Here is a 16,932-nt window from a genome sequence, read left to right on the forward strand (position 1 = left end):
TCGACTGTCATTCCCCGCGAAAGCGGGGAATCCAGTACGCCGCGGCTTCTCCGTAATGCGTCACTGCCTCTGGAATACTGGATCGCCCGCTCCAGCGCGCAATTGCGCACAAGGCGGGCGATGACAGCGTCAGTTGGGGCAACAGCGAGCCCTAATCCTCGATCCCGTACCGGTGCAGATCGTTGCCGTGGGTGTCGAGCCACTTCTTGGCGCGCTCCATTGACGGGCAGACCTTTCCGCACACGCGCCAGAACCGCGCCGAGTGGTTCATCTCGACGAGATGGGCGACCTCGTGGGCGGCGAGATAGTCGAGCACGAAGGGCGGCGCCAGGATCAGGCGCCAGGAGAATGACAGCGAGCCCGCCGAGGTGCAGGAGCCCCAGCGGCTCGATTGGTCGCGGATCGAGAGCCGCTTGACCCTGACGCCGAGCTCGGCGGCATAGGCTTCGGCCGAACGCTGCAGATCGCGCCGCGCCTCGCGCTTGAGGAAGTCATGGACGCGGCGATCGACATGATCGAGACCGCCGGCGACGCAGATGATGCGCTCGCCGCTATCGCGCACTTCCGTCCACACCGTCCCGCGAATGCCGGCGCGATGCACGATGCGATGGGACACGCCACGCAGCGGTATCACTGTGCCCGCCTGGAAGGGTGCTGCCTTCGGCAAACGGCCGAGGCGTGCCGCGATCCACGCGCCGTGGCGCTGCGCGAAGTCTTTGGCTTCGGCGAGTGTGCCCCGCGGCGGCATTGTAAGGATGGCTTCGCGATCGCTCGGATGAATTCTGAGCGTGTAGCGACGCGCGCGGCGGTGCCGGCGCAATCGGATGGCAAAATATTGCGATCCGTGGGTGATCAGGAGGGTCTTTGGTTCGTGGGGCCGCCGATAGAGGAGCGCGCGAGTGGCCATGTCTGTGAGTCCGGGGAGCAGGAGTTCGCCCGGATTCTGCCATAACCGCCGCCAGGGAAAGCGCTCGGCGCAAAAACAAATCATTTGCCCAATATACAGGGGTTGGCGGACCGGGAGACCCTACAGACTGGGGTTGGAACCCCAATTTTTCGCCCCCGCCCGGCGCATGCGGCCTCCCCAAGGGTTGAGGGAAGACTCACTCTTATAAGACTACCTAAATACCGCGAATCTGGCGGTATCGCAGCCCTGTCGAGACCTGCGACAGAGGCCAAATTTGCAGCGGGAAAGCCGAAAAACGCGGCTATTCGGCAGCGAGAGCCTGCGCCGCCTTCGGATTCGCGGCCGAGACCATGAAATCATGAATCCGCGGCACGATTTCCGACTTGAAGCGCGAGCCGTTGAACACGCCGTAATGTCCAACACCCTTCTGGACGTAGTGAACGCGGCGATGATCAGGAATCGAACTGCACAATCCGTGCGTTGCTTCGGTCTGACCGAGACCCGAGATGTCGTCGTTCTCGCCTTCGACCGTCATCAACGCCACGCGCGTGATCTTCGAGGGGTCGACGCGTGTTCCGCGATGGGTCATCTCGCCCTTCGGAAGCGCGTGCTTCACGAACACCGTGTCGACCGTCTGCAGATAATACTCCGCCGAGAGGTCCATCACCGCGAGATATTCGTCGTAGAAGTCGCGATGCTTGTCGACGAGGTCGCCGTCACCCTTCACCAGATTGGCGAAGAGCTGCTTGTGCGCGTCCATGTGACGGTCGAGATTCATGCTGATGAAGCCGTTGAGCTGCAGGAATCCCGGATAGACGTCGCGCATCATGCCCGGATGCGGGAACGGCACCTTGCTGATGACGGTGTTGCGGAACCAGTCGATGCCGCGCTCTTCGGCGAGCTTGTTCACCGCGGTCGGATTGCGACGGGTGTCGATCGGCCCGCCCATCAGCGTCATCGACAGCGGCACGAACGGGTCGCGCCGCGCTTCCATGATCGAGACAGCAGCGACGACCGGAACGGAAGGCTGGCACACCGCCATCACATGGGTGTTGCCGCCGAGCACGTGCAGCATCTCGATGACGTAGTCGATGTAGTCGTCGAGATCGAAGCGGCCCTCGCTGAGCGGCACCATGCGGGCGTCGGCCCAATCGGTGATGTAGACCTCATGCGCCGGCAGGAAGGCTTCCACCGTGCCGCGCAGGAGCGTTGCATAGTGGCCGGACATCGGCGCCACGATCAGCACGCGCGGCTGCGGGCTGCGCAGCGGGCGGGTGAACTTGCGATCGAAGTAGAGCAGCCTGCAGAACGGCTTTTCCCAGACCGGGCGGATCTCGACGGGGACCCGGATGCCGTTGACCTCGGTGTCGTCCAAGCCCCATTCCGGCTTGCCGTAGCGGCGCGTGGTGCGCTCGAACAGCTCGCAGGCCGCTGCCACCGACTTGCCGACCTCGGTGTGCGCCCAGGGATTCATGGGATTCTGAAACAGGATCTTGGTGGCGTCGGTGACCGCGCGTGCCGGATTGAGAGAGGCGTGCGCCATCTCGTACATCCAGTACATCGGCGTCGTCAGGACCGGACTGCCTTCGGCCGCCAGGGGCGGTGCGCCGCCAAACTCACCAATGGGCATATTCAATTCCTCTCGCATCGCAGCATACTGCCGAATGCGTAATATTGCGTCAATGTATGCTTCCGTACATTTACGTAGCCCGAATGGATAAAACAGCGAAAATCCACGGGAAAGTGACGACTATTCACCGCTCGAGAGCAGTGACCCGTGCTTCTTGGCGCTGCGCAAAAGGGCAAGGAATGCCCAAAAGGATGCAACCAGGAGGCCGGCATTGATCGCCAGCGCATCCAGCATCAGGTCGGTCCGGAAGGTGTGCTCGATCAGGAGCGCGCGCATCCCCTCGAACACATAGGTCGGCGGCAGCGACCAGGCGACGTATTGCAGCCAGCCGGGCAACACGCTGACGGGATAGTAGATGCAGGCGAGCGGCATGACCGCGAACATCAGCGTCCAGACAATGCTCTCGGCCCCCAGGCCGTTCCTCAGGACGAGGCCGGAGACGAAGATGCCGACCGCCCAGCTCGTGAAGATCAGGTTGCAGAAGAAGGCGATCAGCGGCAGGCCGAGGCTGTAAACGTTGAAGTGAAACAGGAACAGAGCGAGCAGCGTCATCGGAATGACGCCGATCGCGAGCCGGATCAGGCTCATGATCATGAGCGCGAGCAGAAACTCGATCGGCTTCAACGGGCTCATCATGAGGTTGCCGAGGTTGCGCGCCCACATCTCCTCCAGGAAAGAGATGGAGAAGCCGAGCTGCCCCCGGAACAATATGTCCCACAGGATGACAGCGCCGATCAGCGTGCCGCCGGCGCGCGCGAAGAAATTGGCATTCTGCGCGATGTAGAGCTGAAGGAAGCCCCAGGTGATGACTTGGAGCGCCGGCCAGTACAGAAGCTCCAGGAGCCGCGGCCAGGATGACATCAGCAGGTACCAGTAGCGCAGGATCATCGCGCCGATACGGTGCATGGACAGGCCGCGATGGAGGGCGACCTCCCTCATCGCGCCGCCTCTTCGCGGACGCCGTTCACGCGTCCGCGCGCGACGTCCAGGAACACGTCCTCCAGCGTCGAGCGGTTGTAGCGCGCCATGATGGCCTCGGGCGTGTCGTCGTCTTCGATGCGGCCGCGCTTCATGATGATGACGCGGTCGCAGAGCCGCTCGACCTCGAGCATGTTGTGCGAGGCGAGCAGGATGGTGGCGTTGTTGTCCTTGCGGTAGCGCTCCAGATGCGCCCGCACCCAATCGGCAGTATCAGGATCGAGCGAGGCGGTCGGCTCGTCCAGCAGGAGCAGCTCGGGCGTATTGATCAGCGCCTTGGCGAGCGCAACGCGGGTCTTCTGTCCGGCGGAGAGCTTGCCGTTGGCGCGGTCGATGAACTCGGTGAGATCGAGATCGTCGGCCAGCTTTGCGATGCGGTCGGACAGATTCTTCACCGCATAGAGCTTGCCGAAGATGGTGAGGTTCTGCCGCACGGTCAGCCGCATCGGCATGTCGACATAAGGGCTCTCGAAATTCATCCGCCCCAGAACCTCGGCGCTCTCCTCCGGCATGGCGTGGCCGAGCACGCGCACGCGCCCCGAGGTCGGGAGCACCAGGCCCATGATCATCGCGATGGTGGTGGTCTTGCCGGCGCCGTTGCCGCCCAGAAGTCCCGCGATGCTGCCGGGCGGCAGGGTGAATGAGATACCGTCGACGGCGCGGGTCTGCTTGTAGACCTTGACGAGATGGTCGACCTCGATCGCCGCGGTCGGGGAGCGGTCCGCGACAGTGAGCCGACTTGAAGCCTTGTCATTCTCGGTCATGCTGGGCGTTCTTCTGCTATTGCAGCGGCAAGCGCAAGGCTTGTAACCAGACGGATTGTGTGAGCCACCGTGTTTGTGATCGAGAAGGCGCCGCCCCATTGGCCGATATGACCGAAATCGCCACGTCCGAATTCCGCCCCTCACAGCGGCATATCCGCCTGGACACGATCCTGCGGCTGCGCTGGCTCGCTGTGCTCGGCCAGCTTGCCGCGATCTTCATCGTGGCGCAGGGGCTCGAGTTCAACGTCGAGATCGTTCCCTGCGTCAGCATCATCGCCCTGTCGGCAGCGCTCAATCTGGTGCTCCAGACCGCCGCCAATCCGATGCAGCGGCTCGCCCCGGTCCACGCCGCCGCGCTGCTTGCACTGAACATCGTGGAACTGGCCGGCCTGCTCTTCTTCACCGGCGGATTGCAGAACCCGTTCTCGTTCCTGTTCCTCGCCCCCGTGCTGATCTCGGCGACCGCGCTGCCGGCCCGCCTCACCTTCGGCCTTGGTCTATTGGCCGTCGCCTGCGCCTCGATCCTTTTCTTCTTTCATCTGCCGCTGCCCTGGGACTCGGACGATCCCCTGGTGCTGCCGCCGATCTATCTCGTCGGCGTCTGGCTCTCGATCGTGCTCGCGATCGGCGTCACCAGCCTTTACTCCTTCCAGGTCACCGAAGAGGCGAGGAAGCTTGCGGACGCGCTTGCCGCAACCGAACTGGTGCTGACGCGCGAGCAGCATCTGACCCAGCTCGACGGGCTGGCGGCGGCCGCCGCGCATGAGCTCGGCACGCCGCTCGCCACGATCTTCCTGATCTCGCGCGAGCTGGAGAAGACGGTGAAGGACCCGAGCTTTGCCGCCGACCTGAAAACCTTGCGCGAGCAGACGCAGCGCTGTCGCGACATTTTGAGCAAGATCACTCAGCTCTCCTCCACCGGTGCGCCGTTCGATCGCATGAAACTGTCGGAGCTGATCGAGGAGGTGGTGGCCCCGCATCGCGATTTCGGCGTCGCGATCAAGGTTCGGATTGCGGTGGCCGCCGCGGCCGAGCCGGTCGGTTCGCGCAACCCGGCGATCCTCTACGGCGTTGGCAACATCGTCGAGAACGCCGTCGATTTCGCCCACACCACCGTCGAGGTGAATGCCTGGTGGAACAACGACACGATCGAACTCGTGATCTCGGACGACGGTCCCGGCATCCCGCCCGATCTCCTCAACCGGATCGGCGAGCCCTATCTGTCGCGGCGCCGCACCCAGGACGAGGGCGGCGGCCTCGGGTTGGGTGTGTTCATCGCGCGCACGCTGCTCGAACGCACCGGCGCCAAGGTCTCGTTTACCAACCGGACCTTCCCGGAACACGGTGCGGTGGTTCAGATCACGTGGCCCAGGCAGCGTTTTGAGGCTATCGAGACGCTCGAAGAAACAATAGGATAGACCGCGACCTTGCGTCGCACGGAAGGGCTGATCGACTATCGACGGCCTTGGCACCGACAGATTGTGCCGCCATATGTAGATGCGCTGGAGAGAGGACAAAACCTTGAACGCCATCGCCGAACTGAACGAACAGACCGACCGCTCGCTGCTCATCGTCGAGGACGACAAGCCGTTTCTGGAGCGGCTGTCGCGGGCGATGGAGACGCGCGGATTTACCGTGACGTCGTGTGACACGGTGTCCGACGGATTGGCACAGATCGGCAAAGCCGCGCCGGCTTTCGCCGTCGTCGACCTCCGGCTCGGCGACGGCAACGGTCTCGACGTCGTCTCCGCGCTGAAGAAGAAGCGGCCCGAGGCGCGCGCGATCGTGCTGACCGGCTATGGCAACATCGCCACCGCCGTCACCGCGGTGAAGATGGGCGCGATCGATTATCTCTCGAAGCCCGCCGATGCCGACGACGTCGTCGCGGCGCTGCTCTCGACCAGCACGGAAAAGTCCGAGCTCCCGGCGAACCCGATGTCGGCCGATCGCGTGCGTTGGGAGCACATCCAGCGCATCTACGAGATGTGCAACCGTAACGTCTCGGAAACCGCGCGCCGCCTCAACATGCACCGCCGCACGCTGCAGCGTATTCTGGCGAAGCGCGCGCCGAGGTAACCTCTGACCTTGTAGGGTGGGCAAAGGCGCGCAACGCCGTGCCCACCACTTATGCTTCGACCTGATTGGCTGGAATTTGGTGGGCACGCTTCGCTTTGCCCACCCTACCGGAATCCGCGTTCGCGGTACCGCTACTCCCAAAAATCCGCGTGCCCCAGCGGATCGACCAGCCGGTTGATCCTGAGCGCTGCCGCCATGGCGAAGCGCACGGTCATCTGCTTGCGCGTCGGCGCCGGCAGCTTGTGCTCGGGCGCCTCGCAATGCAGATGCGCGCCGTAGGCGTCCGCGATGATCAGGCCGGTGTCTTGCGGAAATATCTCGCAAGGAAGATCCTGCGTGAAGGCGAAGAACAGCCGATCGCAATGGGCGCGGTATTCGTGCCATTTCTGGTCGGCGCGCAGATCCTCGACCGACGACTTGATCTCGACGATCCAGATCTCGCCGCGCTCGTTCAGCGCCACGAGATCGGCGCGTCGGCCCGACGGCAGCGGCAATTCGCTGATGCAGGTGAAGCCCAGCGAACGCAACAGCCGCGACGTGCCGCGCGCGATCGCCAGCGCCGTCTCCGACTGGCGGCGGTCCGGCGGCGGCACGAGGGCGATGTTGCGGGCGGTGCTGTCCATGGGGGGCAGCTTAGCCGATTCCGTCATAGGCGGACACCATCTCCATCCGTCATTCCGGGGCGCGCGTCGCGCCACCGGACGACAGCGAGACTGAGGCACGGAACCTCGCCTCCCCCCGGCACTTATCACGCAGCCGCCGCACCCGGCGGCACGATGAGGCCGCGGCGCATGATCGACGATCTCTGGTACAAGAACGGCGTGATCTACTGCCTGTCCGTCGGCACCTACATGGATGCCAACGGCGACGGCGTCGGCGACTTCAAGGGCCTGCAGCGCAGGCTCGACTATCTGGACGGCCTCGGCATCACCACGATCTGGCTGATGCCGTTCCAGCCCTCGCCGGGCCGCGACGACGGCTACGACATCGCCGACTATTACAGTGTCGATCCGCGCTACGGCACGCTCGGCGACTTCGTCGAATTCACCCATGGCTGCAAGCAGCGCGGCATCCGCGTCATCATCGACCTCGTCGTCAACCACACCTCGGATCAGTGCCAATGGTTCAAGGAGGCGCGGCGATCCAAGGACTCACCCTATCGCGACTGGTATGTGTGGTCCGACAAGAAGCCCGCCAACGCCAACAAGGGGATGGTGTTTCCCGGCGTGCAGAAGTCGACCTGGACGCGCGACAAGGAAGCGGGCGCCTGGTACTTCCACCGCTTCTACGACTTCCAGCCCGATCTCAACACGTCGAACCCGCACGTCCAGGCCGAGATCCTCAAGATCATGGGGTTCTGGATCCAGCTCGGCGTCTCCGGTTTCCGCATGGACGCGGTCCCCTTCATCATCGCCACCAAGGGCGCGAAGGTGAAGAAGCCGGTCGAGCAATACGAGATGCTGCGCATGTTCCGCGAGTTCCTGCAATGGCGGCAGGGCGACGCCATCGTCCTGGCCGAGGCCAATGTGCTGCCCAAGACCGATCTCGAATATTTCGGCCGCGACGCCGACCGCATGCACATGATGTTCAACTTCCACGTCAACCAGCATCTGTTCTATGCGCTGGCCTCGGCCGACTCCCGTCCGCTGGCGAAGGCGCTGACGGCAACCAAGCCGCGGCCGGCCTCGGCGCAATGGGGCCTGTTCCTGCGCAATCATGACGAGCTTGATCTCGGTCGGCTGACGAAAGCGCAGCGCGACCTCGTGTTCAAATGCTTCGGCGCCGACAAGGACATGCAGCTCTACGACCGTGGCATTCGCCGCCGGCTCGCGCCGATGCTCGGAGGCGACCGCAGGCGGCTCGAGCTCGCCTACAGCCTGATGTGCACGCTGCCGGGTACGCCGGTGATCCGCTATGGCGACGAGATCGCGATGGGCGATAATCTCTCCTTGCCGGAGCGCGATTGCGCGCGCACACCGATGCAGTGGTCGGACGAGCCGCATGGCGGCTTTACCAAGAGCAGCAGGCCGGCCTGCCCGGTCATCGACGAGGGTCCTTACGGCTTCCCGCACGTCAATGTCGCCAAGCAGCGACGCGATCCAAATTCCTTGCTGAACTGGACCGAACGCATCGTCCGCATGCGCAAGGAGGTGCCCGAGGTCGGCTGGGGCGATTTCACGATCATTCCGGCGCGCGATCCCGCGGTCATCATCATCCGCTACGATTGGCGCAACAATTCGGTGCTGTTCGTGCACAATCTCGACGAAAAGCCGCGCGAGATCGTCTTCTCGGCCAAGCTGCCCGGCGAGACGGGGAAGCTCCTGATCAACCTGCTCGCCGAGGACCACAGCCGCGCCGACAAGCGCAGCCAGCACCGTGTCGTGCTGGAGCCCTACGGCTATCGCTGGTATCGGGTCGGCGGGCTCGACTATCTCTTGAAGCGCGGCGATGTCGACCGCAAGACGATGCGCGGGAGGGGGCATGGGGGTAGGTGACAGCATCGTCCTGGCGAAAGCCAGGACCCATTACCCAGCGGGTCGTTGTAGCGCGAGCTGATAACCGCCCGTCTTCGCCAAGCTACTCCCTGTGGTAACGGGTCCCGGATCTGCGCTTCGCTTCGCTGCGCTTGTCCGAGACGACGGTTAGAGGCGCGACGGCACAACGATCACCCCTTCGTTGCCGCGCAGATTCAGCATGCCTTCGAGCCGTTCCCCTTCCCGATCCAGATACGTTGAGAGCAGAATCTCGCTGCCGAAGCGGATGGCGCTGGTGGTGACGGCGATCGGTTCGGGGCCAAGATTGAGCGCGACGATCACCGCGCGATCCTCGGTCTTGCGGCGATAGAGCAGCAGGTCGCCCTGCGCCGAGATCGGAACGTAATCGCCCGACACCAGCGGCGGACAGGCCTTCCGCAAGGCGATCAGGCGCTTGTAGAGATTGAGGATCGAACGCGCGTCAGCTTGGAGATTGGCGACGTTTTCATGGATATGGTCCTCCGGCAGCGGCAGCCATGGCCGCGTGCCCGAGAAGCCGCCGGCCGGCGATGAATCCCACTGCATCGGCGTGCGGCAGCCGTCGCGGCCGACGCCGATGCCGGGCACGTTCTTTTCGAAGGGATCGCGGACATCCTCCGGCGCGATCGCAAGCTGATGCATGCCGATCTCGTCGCCGTAATAGAGCGTCGGGGTGCCGCGCAGCGTCAGCAGCAGCATGGCGGCAACGCGGGCCTGCTCGGGGCCGACACGGCCCGCCACCCGCGGACGATCGTGATTGCCGAGCACCCAGTTCGGCCAGGCGCCCTTCGGCAGCGCCTTCTCGTAATCCTCGATGATCTTCTCGATCGAGCGCGCGCTCCAGAAGGTCGAGAGCAGCGCGAAGTTGAACGGCATCTGCGCGCCGGTGAGATCGTTGCCGTAATAGGCCATGAGCCGGTGCAGCGGGAGATAGATCTCGCCGATCAGCACGCGCGCGTCATAGGCGTCGGTGACGCGCCGCATCTCGGCGATGACGTCATGCACCTCGGGCTGGTCGGTGGAATATTGCGTGAGGATCGTCTCGTTCGGCGGCCGGCCCTCGACATAATGCGGGTTCGGCGGGTTGTCGCGGAATTCGGCATCCTTGATCAGATGCCAGATCACGTCGACGCGAAAGCCGTCGACGCCTTTCTCGAGCCAGAACCTCATGACGTCATAGATCGCCGCGCGCACCTGCGGGTTGCGCCAGTTGAGGTCCGGCTGCTGGGCGAGGAAGGCGTGATAGTAATATTGACCCGTCGTCTCGTCGTAAGCCCACGCGCTGCCGCCGAACTCGGACAGCCAGTTGTTCGGTGCGCCACCATCGGGTCCGGGGTCGCGCCAGATGTACCAGTCGCGCTTGGGGTTGTCGCGCGAGGCGCGGCTCTCGATGAACCAGGGATGCTGGTCCGAGGTGTGGTTCGGCACGAGATCGAGGATCAGCTTCAGGCCCCTGTCATGCGCGGCGGCGAGCAGCGCATCGAAATCCTCCATGGTGCCGAACAGCGGATCGATGCCGGTGTAATCGGAAATGTCGTAGCCGAAATCGACCATCGGCGAGGCGAAGATCGGCGACAGCCAGATCGCGTCGACGCCGAGGGATTTCACATAGGACAGCCGCTGGAAGATGCCGGCGAGATCGCCGACGCCGTCACCATCACTGTCCTGAAATGAGCGCGGGTAGATCTGATAGAAGATGCCGTCGCGCCACCAATTCTCGCCGCCCTGAGCCATGCCGGAAACACCAACCTGATATCTTCCCTGCGCGAGAGAACGCGGAAGGAACGTCCCGGTTCAAACCAGCAAGCCAATTGGGACGGCCATATGACGCCAGGCACGGCTGTTCCTCGGTCCGGGCGCGAATCTTTTGCTTGGCGGCCCGTTAAAAATCGGCATTGTGCGGCCATGACCGAGCAAAATGACACCCAAGAGTCCCGACAAGCCAAGGCGGGCGCGATCATCGTTCCCGTGACGCTGTTCGAGCAGAACTGCACCGTCATCTGGGACGAGCCCGGCAAGAAGGCCGTGGTGATCGATCCCGGCGGCGACGTGCCGAAGATCCTCGAGGCGATCAAGCAGACCGGCGTGACGGTCGAGAAGATCTGGCTGACGCACGGCCATATCGACCATGTCGGCGGCGCCGCCGAATTGCGCGATGCGCTGAAGGTGCCGATCGAGGGCCCGCATGTCGCGGACAAGTTCCTGCTCGACAATGTCGTGGAGAGCGGCGCGCGCTTCGGCATGACCGGCGTGCGCAATTTCACCCCCGACCGCTGGCTCGACGAGGGCGACAGCGTGTCGATCGGCGGCCTGCACTTCGACATCCTGCACTGCCCCGGCCACTCGCCCGGCAGCGTGGCGTTCTTCAACAAGGAGCTGCGCTTCGCCCATGTGGGCGACGTGCTGTTCGCAGGCTCGGTCGGGCGCACCGACCTGCCCGGCGGCAATCACGCGACCTTGATCAATTCGATCAAGACCAAGCTGCTGCCGCTCGGCGACGACGTCGGCTTCATCTGCGGCCACGGCGCAGGCTCCAGCATCGGCCAGGAACGGATGACCAACCCGTTCATCACCGGCGCGATCTAACTTTACTGGGCCACGAGCACACGCCCTGATCCTGAGGAGCCCGCGACGAGCGGGCGTCTCGAAGGATGGCTGCCGGTGAGGGCCGGGCCTGAATGGTTCGCCCGGCGATGCAAAGCATCGTCCGGAGACGCGCGTTCCGCGCTCCTCACCATGAGGGTCTCGCAGTAAGTTCAGGCCACGCTACTCGGCGGCGTCCGCCAACGCCGCGGGCTCGCCGAGGTGACGCTCGCCCCACTCGCGGATCGCGGCAACGACCGGCACGAAACTATTGCCCTTGCGGGTCAGGCGATATTCCACCTTGGGCGGCACCTCGCCGAAGTCCTTGCGGTCGATCAGGCCGCTCTCCGTCAGCGCCTTCAGTTCGCGGCTGAGCACGCGCGGGGTGATCTCGGCGCTGCCGGCGGTCCCGCGCAAAAGACCGCTCCGGATCTCGCCATAGCGGCGCGGGCCGTCCTTCAGGTCCCAGACGATGCGAAGCTTGTACTTGCCGCTGATCATCTTCTGAAAGGCCGCGACCGGACAGGTGCGCAACGGTGCCGCTCTTGCCTTCGCCATGTCGTCTCCTCCATGCGCCAGCCATTCTTGTTTTGACGCGTTTTCCTTACGCGAACCGGTATCCACTTCGCTCGAAAACGCCATGCGATGAGGATAGGAGGGGCGGCAAAAAAGTCCATACTATCAATTTTGTCCATACTTGCAGGACTGCGCGTTGGGCCGCAGATGATGACGCACAAGACGAACAGGGAGCGTCACATGAAGCACTTCATGATCAAATATCAGTTCAGGAACGGCACGACGGAGGCCTGGCACCAGGAGATCGGCCGCTTCATCAAGGCGATCAACGACGATCCGGAGCTTAGGGGACGGATCGGCTATCGCTGCATGAAGAACCGCGACGACGACAACTATTTCCATATCGCCAGCGTCAGCGACGACGCCGCGCAGAAGACGCTGCAATCGCGCGACTTCTTCAAGCACTACACGGAGATGACGCGAAAGGTCGCCGGCGGCGAGGTGACGGTGACGCCGATCGAGGTGATTGATCAGACCGAACTCTGATCCGCAGCGCTGCCAAAATGCAGGTATCGTCCCGGCTCCCCGTGCGCAATTGCGCACCAGGCCCGGACGACGACAAAAACTACTTCATCAATCCCGCGGCGGTCAGCGCCCGTGTGACGAACGCGCCGAGATCGAAGCCGCGGCTCCGCTTGCGCTTCGGCTCGGCCGGCTGCTCGGCCATGGCCGAGCGGATCGACCGCGCAAGGTGGGGTGCGGGCGACAAGGTCGCCGCCGGTTTCGCGGCAACGGCCGGCCTTGCCGTCGGCTGCTTGGTCTCGGCATCGCGGATCCAGTCGGTCAGGCCGAAGAATTTCGCGATGTGATAGGACGAGGAGATGCCGGCCTCGATCAGGAACGCGCCTTCCATGCCATAGCGGTGGTCATTGTCGGCGATGCCGAGCGGGGTGCCATGCGCCATGTCGGTGATGGTGTAGGACTCCACGAGCGTCTCGCCCTTCTTGTTCCACCAGGCCTGGCGCGGATAGCCGTCGACATCGGTCTCCGCCATCGGCTCCGCCGGCAGATCGTGCAGATCAAGCCACTGCTTGACGATCTCGTTCGCGTTGCCGGGATTGACGGTGCGGTCGGCGCTGCCGTGCCACACCGAGATTTTCGGCCAGGGGCCGCGATGATCCGAAGCGTTGCGCACGAGATCGCCGAGCGCGCCCGCCGAGCGCTCCGGTGAATGGAACATGCCGTCCAGCGCCTCGCGCAGGTTGGACGCGATGCCATAGGGAAGTCCGGCGATGACGGCGCCGGCCGCGAAGATTTCCGGATAGGTCGCAAGCATCACCGACGTCATGCCGCCGCCGGCGGACAGGCCGGTAATGAAAACGCGGCGCGGATCGATCTCATGCGCCGCGACCATGTGCGCGATCATCTCGCGGATCGAGTGCGCTTCGCCGCTGTCACGCGCGGTATCCTCCGGACTGAACCAGTTGAAGCAGGTGTTGCCGTTGTTGACGCGCTGCTGCTCCGGCATCAACACGGCAAAGCCATAGTGGCTCGCGAGCGTCGACCATCCCGCACCGAGATCGTACGACGCCGCGGTCTGGCCGCAGCCATGCAGCACGACGACGAGCGCGCGCGGCTCCTGCAACTGCGCCGGCACGAACGCGAACATGCGCAAATTACCGGGATTGGCACCGAAGCTCGTGACCTCTTCCAGCGGGCTGGAGGAATCAGCGCTCCGGCCGAACTCGGCAAGGCGCAGACCGTCCAGCTTTGGCAGACGTCTTAACAGATCGACATTTCTTGCTAACGACACGGCAACTTCCTGGTGGGCGACTTTCAACGATCACCCAAACCAAATAGTTGCTGCAGTGCAAAATAAAAAGCCCGTGTGCTGTCGATCTGCCTGGAATCGCGGGAAAACCCGCAGAAATCCGCAGGTATTAACCGCGGTGCCTCAACTTCATGCAGATGCGCGGCGCATCCACGCCAGAAATGCGGCGCAGATCATGATTAACGTCGCGAACAAGGCGAGCGAGACGAAGAATCCTGCGCGCGCTGATTGCAATGATTCGACGGCGAAGAAAACTGCGCCGATTGCGGCCACTCCGGCCGCATTTCCGATCTGCGCTGTCGTGCCGTACATGCCGGATGCAGAGCCCGCGGCAACGGGCTTCACCGTCGAGAGCACAGCGCCGGAGAGCGGCGCCATCACCAATCCCTGACCGTAGCCGAAGATGACCATGGTGAGCGCGAACCAGACCGGCGTCGGCGTATCGACGTGGCTCACAACGAATGCCAGCGCAGCGAGGCCCGCGATCTGCATCCCGCAGCCTTCGATCAATACCTTGGTGCCGCGATGTCGCGCCCGCGCACCGCTGTGGCGCGACGCCACCACGAAGGCGAGCGCAAGGGGAATGAAGGCCATGCCGGCGGACAGCGGCGGGATCTTCAATCCCCGCTGCATGAACAGCGTCATGACCAGATAAAATGACAGATTGGCAACAAAGAAGAAGAATGCCGCGCCGAGGCCGCGCAGAAAGCCGGCATCCGACAGCAGCGTCAGATCGATCAGCGGCATGCCGCCGGCGCGCGCGACCGCATGTTCGAGCTTGGGGAATGCGGCGAGGATGACGCCGCCGATCGCCATCACCGCCCACAGCCACGGCGCCCAGCCGACGTCATGGCCGAACAGCAGCGGCCCGATCAGGCCCAACAGACCTGCGAACAGGACGACGCTGCCCTTGATGTCGAGCCGGGTCGTGGCGCGGCGCGGCACCGACGGCATGATGCGCCAAGCGGCGGCGGCGATGACGAGTCCGCACGGCACGTTGACGAAGAATACCGAGCGCCAGCCGGTTCCGGCAAGATCGATCGTGACCAGGAGACCGCCGAGCAGGAAGCCTGCGGCGCCGGCAAGTCCAAGCACGATGCCATAGATGCCGAAGGCGCGGCTGCGCGATTCGTCGGTGAAGAGCAGATGCAGCGTCGCCAGCACCTGCGGCACCATCAGCGCCGCGGTCGCGCCCTGCGCCAGCCGCGCGATGATCAGCTCCGCGCCGGATTGCGCCAGGCCGCACCACAGCGACGTCACGGTGAAACCGAGCACACCGGCCAGGAACACGTTTTTCGTACCGTGGATGTCGCCGAGCCGGCCGCCGGTGACGACGAGCGTGGCATAGGCGATCAGATAGATCGCAATCACGGATTCGATCTGCGCGGGCGTCGCATGCAGATCGACCGCAATGGTCGGGATGGCGACGTTGACCACGAAGGCATCGACCCCGAACATGAACTGCGCGGCCACGACGATCGCCAGCACCCACCAGCGCCGGGTCGAATCGACTTGTTGTGTGACGATCTGATGCATCGGCGCAGGACCTTCAATGTCGTTGCCCGATGATTTCAGATCGGATGAGGCGCCGCGATTACCTCGGAGGTAGGATTTCCGCGCTTCCTTCGCCTCTCCCCGTAAGAACGGGGAGAGGGAGAGGAGGGATCGTGCTAGCCGAGAAGAAGGCCATTCCTCTCGTCTCTCCGCATGCCCGCATTCCGTCGCGCGGGATGTGCCGCGATTGCCTTCGCATCCGCCAGCACGTAGCCTCGCGCGGGCAACAAGACAGAAAACAAGCCGGAGAGAACGCCATGGCGCGCCTGAAATTCGGAGCCTTTCTTGCCCCGCATCACCCGATCGGGGAGCATCCGATGCTCCAGTTCCGGCGCGATCTAGATCTTGTCGAGCAATTAGATAGCCTCGGCTATGACGAGTTCTGGTGCGGCGAGCATCACTCCTCCGGCTGGGAGATGATTGCCTCTCCCGAAATGTTCCTGGCCGCGGCGGGCGAGCGCACCAAGCGCATCAAGCTCGGCACCGGCGTGGTGTCGCTGCCCTATCATCATCCCTTCAACGTCGCCCAGCGCATGGTGCAGCTCGACCACATGACCGGCGGCCGCGCCATCTTCGGCTCCGGTCCCGGCGCGCTGGCCTCGGACGCACACACGCTCGGCATCGATCCGATGACCCAGCGCGACCGCCAGGACGAGGCGATCGGTGTGATCCGCCGTCTCTTCAACGGCGAGCGCGTCACCGCCAGGAGCGACTGGTTCACCATGAACGACGCCGCGCTCCAGATCCTGCCGCTGCAGGAGGAGATGCCGTTCGTGGTGGCTTCGCAAATCTCGCCGTCCGGCATGACGCTGGCCGGCAAATACGGCATCGGCATCATCTCGCTGGGCTCGATGACGACGCAGGGCCTGATGTCGCTCCAGCAGCAATGGCAATTCGCCGAGGATGCCGCGAAGAAGCACGGCACCAAGGTCAACCGCGCCGACTGGCGCGTGCTCCTGACCTGGCACATCGCCGAGACCCGCGAGCAGGCCCGCCGCGAAGCCGGCGCCGGCCTGATGCGCTGGCACAACGAATATAATGTCGGCACGCTGCAACGGCCGGGACTCACCGCATTCTCCTCGCCCGACGAGGCCGTGGACAAGACCGCCTTCGTCGAGGGCGCGGCCTCCACCATCGGCACGCCCGACGATCTCGTCAAAACCATCAAGAACGTGATGCAGGTGTCCGGCGGCGTCGGGGCCATCATCGGCTTCGTGCACGACTGGGCCAATCCGGAGAACACCCGCCGGAGCTGGGACCTGGTCGCGCGCTACGTGGTGCCGGAGATCAACGGCTACATCGATGGCCTGCGCAAGTCGCAAAAATTCGTGATCGAGAATCGCGCGATCTTCGAACGCGCCGGCCAGGCCGTGATGGCCAAGATCATGGAGAACGAGAAGGCCGCCGAGGCGCTGAAGGTAACCGGCCCGGGCCGCGTTGCGATTCCGGCCGTGAACGCGCCGGATTTGCAGAAGGAAGCGGCGAAGCGGTAAGGCCCGATCGCAGCCACGCGCTAAATGACGATCACATGTTATCGACCGGCCTGTGCTATGCTGCGCGGGCCGCAATAATGCCGTGGT

15 protein-coding genes are annotated in these 16,932 nt (G+C 64.0%); 6 read left to right on the forward strand and 9 right to left on the reverse strand.

Annotation, left to right across the window (positions count from 1 at the left end; translation table 11 throughout):
- Positions 1-151: 151 nt before the first annotated feature.
- The 4 genes from K289_RS0102060 to K289_RS0102075 form a co-directional block, all read right to left on the reverse strand.
- Positions 152-991: a M48 family metallopeptidase gene (locus tag K289_RS0102060; RefSeq protein ID WP_027549936.1), complete on the reverse strand. Its 840-nt coding sequence runs from the start codon at positions 989-991 to the stop codon at positions 152-154.
- Positions 992-1,208: 217 nt separating this feature from the next.
- Complete coding sequence (locus tag K289_RS0102065) at positions 1,209-2,537, reverse strand: polyhydroxyalkanoate depolymerase (protein ID WP_027549937.1); 1,329 nt, start codon at positions 2,535-2,537, stop codon at positions 1,209-1,211.
- A 120-nt stretch (positions 2,538-2,657) separates the two neighbouring features.
- Complete coding sequence (locus tag K289_RS0102070; protein ID WP_027549938.1) at positions 2,658-3,476, reverse strand: ABC transporter permease; 819 nt, start codon at positions 3,474-3,476, stop codon at positions 2,658-2,660.
- Positions 3,473-4,279: an ABC transporter ATP-binding protein gene (locus K289_RS0102075; RefSeq protein ID WP_027549939.1), complete on the reverse strand. Its 807-nt coding sequence runs from the start codon at positions 4,277-4,279 to the stop codon at positions 3,473-3,475. The genes K289_RS0102070 and K289_RS0102075 overlap by 4 nt, the downstream gene beginning before the upstream one ends.
- A gap of 107 nt (positions 4,280-4,386) precedes the next feature.
- Here K289_RS0102075 and K289_RS0102080 point away from each other — a divergent pair, with 107 nt between their 5' ends.
- Complete coding sequence (locus tag K289_RS0102080) at positions 4,387-5,697, forward strand: ActS/PrrB/RegB family redox-sensitive histidine kinase (RefSeq protein ID WP_027549940.1); 1,311 nt, start codon at positions 4,387-4,389, stop codon at positions 5,695-5,697.
- A 103-nt stretch (positions 5,698-5,800) separates the two neighbouring features.
- Entirely contained in the window at positions 5,801-6,355 is a 555-nt protein-coding gene (locus K289_RS0102085; protein ID WP_027549941.1) for an ActR/PrrA/RegA family redox response regulator transcription factor, read from the forward strand.
- A 131-nt stretch (positions 6,356-6,486) separates the two neighbouring features.
- On the opposite strand, the gene K289_RS0102090 is transcribed toward K289_RS0102085, so the two are convergent.
- Entirely contained in the window at positions 6,487-6,978 is a 492-nt protein-coding gene (locus K289_RS0102090; RefSeq protein WP_027549942.1) for an MmcB family DNA repair protein, read from the reverse strand.
- 168 nt (positions 6,979-7,146) lie between these two features.
- On the opposite strand from K289_RS0102090, the gene K289_RS0102095 reads away from it, so the two are divergent.
- Positions 7,147-8,850: an alpha-amylase family protein gene (locus K289_RS0102095; protein WP_027549943.1), complete on the forward strand. Its 1,704-nt coding sequence runs from the start codon at positions 7,147-7,149 to the stop codon at positions 8,848-8,850.
- Positions 8,851-8,997: 147 nt separating this feature from the next.
- On the opposite strand, the gene K289_RS0102100 is transcribed toward K289_RS0102095, so the two are convergent.
- Positions 8,998-10,602, reverse strand: a complete 1,605-nt coding sequence (locus tag K289_RS0102100; RefSeq protein WP_027549944.1) for an alpha-amylase family glycosyl hydrolase — start codon at positions 10,600-10,602, stop codon at positions 8,998-9,000.
- A gap of 171 nt (positions 10,603-10,773) precedes the next feature.
- On the opposite strand from K289_RS0102100, the gene K289_RS0102105 reads away from it, so the two are divergent.
- Positions 10,774-11,454: an MBL fold metallo-hydrolase gene (locus K289_RS0102105; RefSeq protein ID WP_027549945.1), complete on the forward strand. Its 681-nt coding sequence runs from the start codon at positions 10,774-10,776 to the stop codon at positions 11,452-11,454.
- A gap of 180 nt (positions 11,455-11,634) precedes the next feature.
- Here K289_RS0102105 and K289_RS0102110 read toward each other — a convergent pair whose 3' ends face one another.
- Entirely contained in the window at positions 11,635-12,009 is a 375-nt protein-coding gene (locus tag K289_RS0102110) for a helix-turn-helix domain-containing protein (RefSeq protein ID WP_027549946.1), read from the reverse strand.
- Positions 12,010-12,207: 198 nt separating this feature from the next.
- Between K289_RS0102110 and K289_RS0102115 the strand changes: the two genes are divergently transcribed.
- A complete protein-coding gene (locus tag K289_RS0102115; protein WP_245283831.1) occupies positions 12,208-12,513 on the forward strand; it encodes a hypothetical protein in 306 nt (101 codons plus the stop codon).
- A 79-nt stretch (positions 12,514-12,592) separates the two neighbouring features.
- Here K289_RS0102115 and K289_RS0102120 read toward each other — a convergent pair whose 3' ends face one another.
- Together K289_RS0102120 and K289_RS0102125 are read right to left on the reverse strand one after the other, a co-directional pair.
- A complete protein-coding gene (locus K289_RS0102120) occupies positions 12,593-13,780 on the reverse strand; it encodes a PHB depolymerase family esterase (protein WP_027549948.1) in 1,188 nt (395 codons plus the stop codon).
- A gap of 147 nt (positions 13,781-13,927) precedes the next feature.
- Positions 13,928-15,334 carry an MFS transporter gene (locus K289_RS0102125; protein WP_027549949.1) on the reverse strand — a complete coding sequence of 469 codons (1,407 nt, stop codon included), beginning with the start codon at positions 15,332-15,334 and terminating at the stop codon, positions 13,928-13,930.
- Positions 15,335-15,609: 275 nt separating this feature from the next.
- Between K289_RS0102125 and K289_RS0102130 the strand changes: the two genes are divergently transcribed.
- Entirely contained in the window at positions 15,610-16,845 is a 1,236-nt protein-coding gene (locus K289_RS0102130; protein ID WP_027549950.1) for an LLM class flavin-dependent oxidoreductase, read from the forward strand.
- The last annotated feature ends 87 nt before the right edge of the window (positions 16,846-16,932 follow it).

Source organism: Bradyrhizobium sp. Cp5.3 (assembly GCF_000426265.1).
Lineage (GTDB): Bacteria > Pseudomonadota > Alphaproteobacteria > Rhizobiales > Xanthobacteraceae > Bradyrhizobium > Bradyrhizobium neotropicale.

Coding starts and splice junctions, on each gene's coding strand:
- K289_RS0102100 (WP_027549944.1), bottom strand. CDS start 10,602: ATGGCTCAGGGCGGCGAGAATTGGTGGCGCGACGGCATCTTCTATCAG.
- K289_RS0102130 (WP_027549950.1), top strand. CDS start 15,610: ATGGCGCGCCTGAAATTCGGAGCCTTTCTTGCCCCGCATCACCCGATC.
- K289_RS0102110 (WP_027549946.1), bottom strand. CDS start 12,009: ATGGCGAAGGCAAGAGCGGCACCGTTGCGCACCTGTCCGGTCGCGGCC.
- K289_RS0102070 (WP_027549938.1), bottom strand. CDS start 3,476: ATGAGGGAGGTCGCCCTCCATCGCGGCCTGTCCATGCACCGTATCGGC.
- K289_RS0102060 (WP_027549936.1), bottom strand. CDS start 991: ATGATTTGTTTTTGCGCCGAGCGCTTTCCCTGGCGGCGGTTATGGCAG.
- K289_RS0102125 (WP_027549949.1), bottom strand. CDS start 15,334: ATGCATCAGATCGTCACACAACAAGTCGATTCGACCCGGCGCTGGTGG.
- K289_RS0102115 (WP_245283831.1), top strand. CDS start 12,208: ATGAAGCACTTCATGATCAAATATCAGTTCAGGAACGGCACGACGGAG.
- K289_RS0102090 (WP_027549942.1), bottom strand. CDS start 6,978: ATGGACAGCACCGCCCGCAACATCGCCCTCGTGCCGCCGCCGGACCGC.
- K289_RS0102080 (WP_027549940.1), top strand. CDS start 4,387: ATGACCGAAATCGCCACGTCCGAATTCCGCCCCTCACAGCGGCATATC.
- K289_RS0102065 (WP_027549937.1), bottom strand. CDS start 2,537: ATGCCCATTGGTGAGTTTGGCGGCGCACCGCCCCTGGCGGCCGAAGGC.
- K289_RS0102105 (WP_027549945.1), top strand. CDS start 10,774: ATGACCGAGCAAAATGACACCCAAGAGTCCCGACAAGCCAAGGCGGGC.
- K289_RS0102095 (WP_027549943.1), top strand. CDS start 7,147: ATGATCGACGATCTCTGGTACAAGAACGGCGTGATCTACTGCCTGTCC.
- K289_RS0102075 (WP_027549939.1), bottom strand. CDS start 4,279: ATGACCGAGAATGACAAGGCTTCAAGTCGGCTCACTGTCGCGGACCGC.